General features: G+C 74.8%; 5 protein-coding genes and 1 riboswitch. Of the genes, 2 read left to right on the top strand and 3 right to left on the bottom strand.

Going from position 1 to position 5,412, the window contains the following annotated elements:
• Both MHY85_RS20050 and MHY85_RS20055 read left to right on the top strand, forming a co-directional pair.
• A partial coding sequence (locus tag MHY85_RS20050) for a cytosine permease (RefSeq protein WP_374234199.1) occupies positions 1-1,553 on the top strand: 1,553 nt, incomplete at its 5' end.
• Positions 1,550-2,251, top strand: a complete 702-nt coding sequence (locus MHY85_RS20055; protein WP_308191452.1) for an isochorismatase family protein — start codon at positions 1,550-1,552, stop codon at positions 2,249-2,251. The genes MHY85_RS20050 and MHY85_RS20055, both read left to right, overlap by 4 nt.
• 173 nt (positions 2,252-2,424) lie before the next feature.
• On the opposite strand, the gene MHY85_RS20060 is transcribed toward MHY85_RS20055, so the two are convergent.
• From MHY85_RS20060 to MHY85_RS20070, 3 genes are all read right to left on the bottom strand, one after another.
• A complete protein-coding gene (locus MHY85_RS20060) occupies positions 2,425-3,303 on the bottom strand; it encodes a bifunctional methylenetetrahydrofolate dehydrogenase/methenyltetrahydrofolate cyclohydrolase (protein ID WP_239199979.1) in 879 nt (292 codons plus the stop codon).
• Positions 3,304-3,316: 13 nt separating this feature from the next.
• Positions 3,317-4,606, bottom strand: a complete 1,290-nt coding sequence (gene glyA, locus MHY85_RS20065) for a serine hydroxymethyltransferase (RefSeq protein ID WP_158374257.1) — start codon at positions 4,604-4,606, stop codon at positions 3,317-3,319.
• A 64-nt stretch (positions 4,607-4,670) separates the two neighbouring features.
• Positions 4,671-4,758: riboswitch (ZMP/ZTP riboswitch) on the bottom strand.
• A gap of 68 nt (positions 4,759-4,826) precedes the next feature.
• A complete protein-coding gene (locus MHY85_RS20070) occupies positions 4,827-5,333 on the bottom strand; it encodes a GNAT family N-acetyltransferase (protein WP_239199981.1) in 507 nt (168 codons plus the stop codon).
• Positions 5,334-5,412: the final 79 nt, after the last annotated feature.

Here is a 5,412-nt window from a genome sequence, read left to right on the forward strand (position 1 = left end):
CTCCCCCGGCGGGCACCGCACCCGCCACCGGCCCCGGTGCCGCCCCCGACGCCGCACCGGGCGGCACCGTCCCGCCCGGGCGCGCGCTGGCCGTCGAGTCCGCCGGCGTGGACGTCATCGCCGACCGCGACCGCAAGGGCACCCCGCGCCAGCTGTTCTGGCCGTGGTTCGCCGCGAACGTGTCCGTGCTCGGCCTGTCCTACGGCGCGTGGGTCCTCGACTTCGGGGTGTCGTTCGCCCAGGCCGTGGTCGCGAGCGTCGTCGGCATCGTCTTCTCGTTCCTGCTCTGCGGCATCGTCGCGCTCGCCGGCAAGCGGGGCTCGGCGCCCACGATGGTGCTGTCCCGCGCGGCGCTCGGCGTGCAGGGCAACCGCGTGGCCGCCGTGCTGTCCTGGCTGCTCACCGTCGGCTGGGAGACGATCCTCACCGCGCTCGCCACCCTCGCGACCGCCACCGTCGTGGAGGCGCTCGGCTGGGGCGGCGGCACCGGGGTGCAGATCGTGGCGCTGGTCGTCGTCGCGGGGCTCATCATCGCGGGCGGCGTGTTCGGCTTCGACCTGATCATGCGGATGCAGACCGTCATCACCGTGGTGACCGCCGTGCTCACCGTCGGCTACGTGCTGCTCGTCCTGGACCACGTCGACACCGCCGCGGTGACCGCCCTGCCGGGCGGCACGGCCCAGGCCTTCATCGGGGCGCTCGTGTTCATGATGACCGGGTTCGGGCTCGGCTGGGTCAACATGGCCGCCGACTACTCCCGGTACCTCCCCCGGCACACCTCCGGCCGGGGCGTCGTGGGGTGGACCACCTTCGGCGCGTCGCTCGCGCCCGTCGTGCTGCTGCTGTTCGGCCTGCTGCTGGCCGGCTCCGACCCCGAGCTGCGCGCGGCCATCAGCGACGACCCCATCGGCGCGCTGACCACCATCCTGCCGACCTGGTACCTGGTGCCGTTCGCGATCGTGGCCGTGCTCGGGCTGATCGGCGGCGCCGTCCTGGACATCTACTCGTCCGGGCTGGCGCTGGTCTCGACCGGCCTGCCCGTCAGCCGGCCCGTCGCCGCCGGGATCGACGGCGTCATCATGGTGCTCGGCACGATCTACATCGTGTTCGGCTCCGACACGTTCTTCGGCGTGTTCCAGGGCTTCCTCATCACGCTCGGCGTCCCGATCGCGGCGTGGGCGGGCATCATGATCGCCGACGTGCTGCTGCGCCGACGCGACTACGACGACCGCGACCTCTTCGACCCGCGCGGCCGCTACGGCCGGGCCGCCGGGGTGCCGCTGGCGCTGCTCGGGCTCGGCACGGTGCTGGGCTGGGGGCTCGTCACCAACGCGTCCGCCGGGTGGCTGTCCTGGCAGGGCTACCTGCTCGGGCCGTTCGGGCTGGGCGGGACGTCCGGGGCGTGGGCGTACGCCAACCTCGGGGTGCTGGTCGCCCTCGCGGTCGGGTTCCTCGGCACGCTGCTGCTGCGGCGCGGGGCGGTCCGGCGGCAGGAGTCGCTGCCGCCGTCGGCGGGCGTGGACGCGGAGGCCGGCGCGGGGGTGGCGCGGTGACCGATGCGGATGCCGCGAGCGGTCCGGACGGGGCGGGCGGCCCGGGCGGCCCGGGCGGCGCGGGCGAGGCGGACGGCACGACGGCGCCAGGGGCGCACGGTCCCGGCGGCGCGACGCCCGGGCGGGCGGTGCTGGTCGTGGTCGACATGCAGCCGGTTTTCGCCGACGCGGACAGCCCCTGGGCCGCGCCGCGGTTCGGCGAGGCGCTACCGGTGGTCCGGGCCCTCGCCGAGCAGGCCGGCGCCGAGCGGACGGTGTTCACCCGGTTCGTGGCGCCCGACCGGCCCGAGGGCGCCTGGGTGGCGTACTACGCGGACTGGCCCTTCGCCCTGCAGCCCGAGGACGCGCCGGCGTACGCGATCGTGCCCGCGCTCGCCGACCTCGCCGCAGAGGCCGCGGTCGTCACCGCCACCACCTTCGGCAAGTGGGGCCCGGACCTCGCCGCGCACGTCGGCCCCGGCGACACGATGCTGCTCGCCGGGGTCTCGACCGACTGCTGCGTGCTGTCCACGGCGCTGCCCGCGGCGGACGCCGGCGTGGCCGTGCGCGTGGTCGCGGAGGCGTGCGCGGGCGCCGACGACGCGAGCCACGCGCGCGCCCTGGACGCGATCCGGCTGTACGCCCCGCTGGCCGACGTGGTCGACGCGACCACGGCGGCCGCGATCCTGGCGACCACCACGGCGCCCCCGGCCGCCTGACGCCCCGCGCGGAGCGTGCCCGCCGAGGTCGAGCGGTCTCGGCGAGGTCGAGCGTTTCCGGCGGCCGCGTCGCGGCAGAGCCTCGACCTCGCGGACCGAGCACGGACAGCGCGACGCCCGGGTCGCGCCGGTCCCCCACGGGGCCGGCTCGACCCGGGCGTCGGCGCGCCGGCTCAGGCCTGGCGCTCGGCGGACTCCACCACGTTGGCCAGCAGCATCGCGCGCGTCATCGGCCCGACTCCGCCGGGGTTGGGGCTCACCCAGGCGGCCACCTCGGCCACCCCCGCGTCCACGTCGCCCGCGATCCGGCTCTTCCCGGTCTCCGGGTCGGACACCCGCGACACGCCCACGTCCACGACGACGGCGCCCGGCTTCACCAGGTCGGCCGTGAGGATCCCCGGCACGCCCGCGGCGGCCACGATCACGTCGGCGTTCCGGGTGTGCTCGCCCAGGTCGGCGGTGCCGGTGTGCGTGAGCGTCACCGTGGCGTTCACGGCGCGGCGGGTCAGCAGCAGCCCGATGGACCGCCCGACCGTCGTGCCGCGGCCGATCACCGTGACGTCCGCGCCGGCCAGGTCGACGCCGTGCCGGGTGAGCAGCTCGATGATGCCGCGCGGCGTGCAGGGCAGCGGGGAGTCGATCTCCTCGTTGACCCGCAGCACCAGGCGGCCGAGGTTGGTCGGGTGCAGGCCGTCGGCGTCCTTGTCGGGGTCGACGAGCTCCAGCACCCGGTTGGTGTCGACGCCGCGCGGCAGCGGCAGCTGCACGATGAACCCGGTGCACGCCGGGTCCTCGTTCAGCCGCTGCACGGCGGCCTCGATGTCCTCCTGGGAGGCGTCGGCGGGCAGGTCCTCGCGGATGGAGGCGATGCCGACCTCCGCGCAGTCCCGGTGCTTGCCGGCGACGTAGGACACCGAGCCCGGGTCCTCGCCCACCAGCAGCGTGCCGAGCCCGGGCGTGATGCCGCGCTCGGCCAGCGCGGCGACCCGCGCCTTCAGCTCGCCCTTGATCGCGGCGGCCGTGGCCTTGCCGTCGAGCGTCTTCGCCGTCATGTCGCCGCCCCGATCAGTACTGCTGGAGGCCGGGGTACAGCGGGAACGCGTCGGCCAGCTTGGCCACCCGCGCCCGCAGGCCCTCGACGTCGGCGGACGCACCGGCGGTCAGCGCGGTCGCGATGATGTCCGCGACCTCGGTGAACTCGGCGTCGCCGAACCCGCGGGTCGCGAGCGCCGGGGTGCCGATCCGCAGGCCGGACGTGACACGCGGGGGGCGCGGGTCGAACGGCACCGCGTTGCGGTTCACCGTGATGCCGACGTCGTGCAGCAGGTCCTCGGCCTGCTGGCCGTCGAGCTGCGAGTTCCGCAGGTCGACCAGCACCAGGTGCACGTCGGTGCCGCCGGTCAGGACGGACACGCCCGCGGCGGCGACCTCGGGCGAGACCAGGCGGTCGGCGATGATCCGCGCGCCGTCGATCGTGCGCTGCTGGCGGTCCTTGAAGTCCTCGCCGCCGGCGATCTTGAACGACACGGCCTTGGCGGCGATGACGTGCATGAGCGGGCCGCCCTGCTGGCCCGGGAACACGGCGGAGTCGATCTTCTTGGCGTACTCCTCGCGGCTCAGGATGAAGCCCGAGCGCGGGCCGCCGATGGTCTTGTGCACGGTCGAGGACACGACGTCCGCGTACGGCACGGGCGACGGGTGCAGGCCCGCGGCGACCAGGCCGGCGAAGTGCGCCATGTCGACCCAGAGCTTCGCGCCGACCTCGTCGGCGATCTCGCGCATCGCGGCGAAGTCGAGGTGCCGCGGGTACGCGGACCAGCCGCCGATGATCACGGCCGGGCGGTGCTTCAGCGCGGCCTCGCGGATCGCCTCCGGCTCGATGAGGAAGGTGTCCGGGTTCACGCCGTAGGCGCCGACGTCGTAGAGCTTGCCGGAGAAGTTGATCTTCATGCCGTGCGTGAGGTGGCCGCCGTGGGCCAGCTCGAGGCCCAGGATGCGGTCGCCGGCGTTGGCGAGGGCGTGCAGCACGGCCGCGTTCGCGGTGGCGCCGGAGTGCGGCTGGACGTTCGCGTGCTCGGCGCCGAACAGCTCCTTGGCGCGGGTGATCGCCAGGGTCTCGGCGATGTCGACCTGCTCGCAGCCGCCGTAGTAGCGGCGGCCCGGGTAGCCCTCCGCGTACTTGTTGGTCAGCACGGAGCCCTGCGCCTGCAGGACGGCGCGCGGGACGAAGTTCTCGCTCGCGATCATCTCGAGCGTGCCCTGCTGGCGGGCGAGCTCCCCGTCCAGGACCGCCGCGATCTCCGGGTCCACCTGGGACAGGTTCTGGTCGAGCAGGGGCGTGTTCTCGGCGCTCATGCGTCTCCTCGGCAGTCGGCGGGCGCGGTCTGTCGACCGCACACCGATCGATGGTGTGGGGTGACCGCGGGGCCCAGGCGTCCGACCCGACGTCGTGCTGCTGCGTCGCTCCCCGGTGGTGACCCACCTGTGCGCCAGTCGCGACCCCGTCAGGGTAGCAACGTCCCCGGCCGAGCGGGACGGCGAGTCCGCGGACCGGTCGACCGCCCCCGGTCGGGCGTCAGGCCGAGGCGGGCGCCTCCGCGTCGGCGTCCCCGAGGATCCGCCGCAGGTACGCGTACGTCAGGTCCCCGACCGTCTGGTCGTGCTCGTGCGTGTAGCCGTGCTTCTCGTACAGCGCGAGGTTGTGGACCGAGTCCCGCCCGGTGAACACCCAGACCTCCTCGACGTCCTCGGGCAGGTGCGGCAGGATCGCGAGCAGCAGCTGGGTGCCGATGCCGTGACCCTGCTGGTCGGGCGCGACGGCGAACCGGCCGAGCGTGGCCTTCTTGCCCTCCAGCACCACGCGGATCGACCCGACCAGGCGGTGGCCGGCCCACGCGCCCAGCGTGACGACGCCCTCGGCCGCGAGGTCCGCGCGCAGCTCCGACAGCGTCTGGGTCAGCGGCGGGATGTGCGGGTCGTCGTACTGCTGGGCCTCGGTGACGAAGGCGGCGCGGCGCAGCGTCAGGAGCTCGCCGGCCTCGGCGTCGACGACGGGACGGATGGTCACCTCGGTCTCGCTCATGCCCCCATCGTCTCAGGAGGTGCGCGCCCTCGGCAGCCCGGAGGTCCCGGTGTCGCCCGGATTCCACCCGGTGGACGCC

Source organism: Cellulomonas sp. ACRRI, assembly GCF_022346185.1.
Taxonomy (GTDB): Bacteria; Actinomycetota; Actinomycetes; order Actinomycetales; family Cellulomonadaceae; genus Cellulomonas.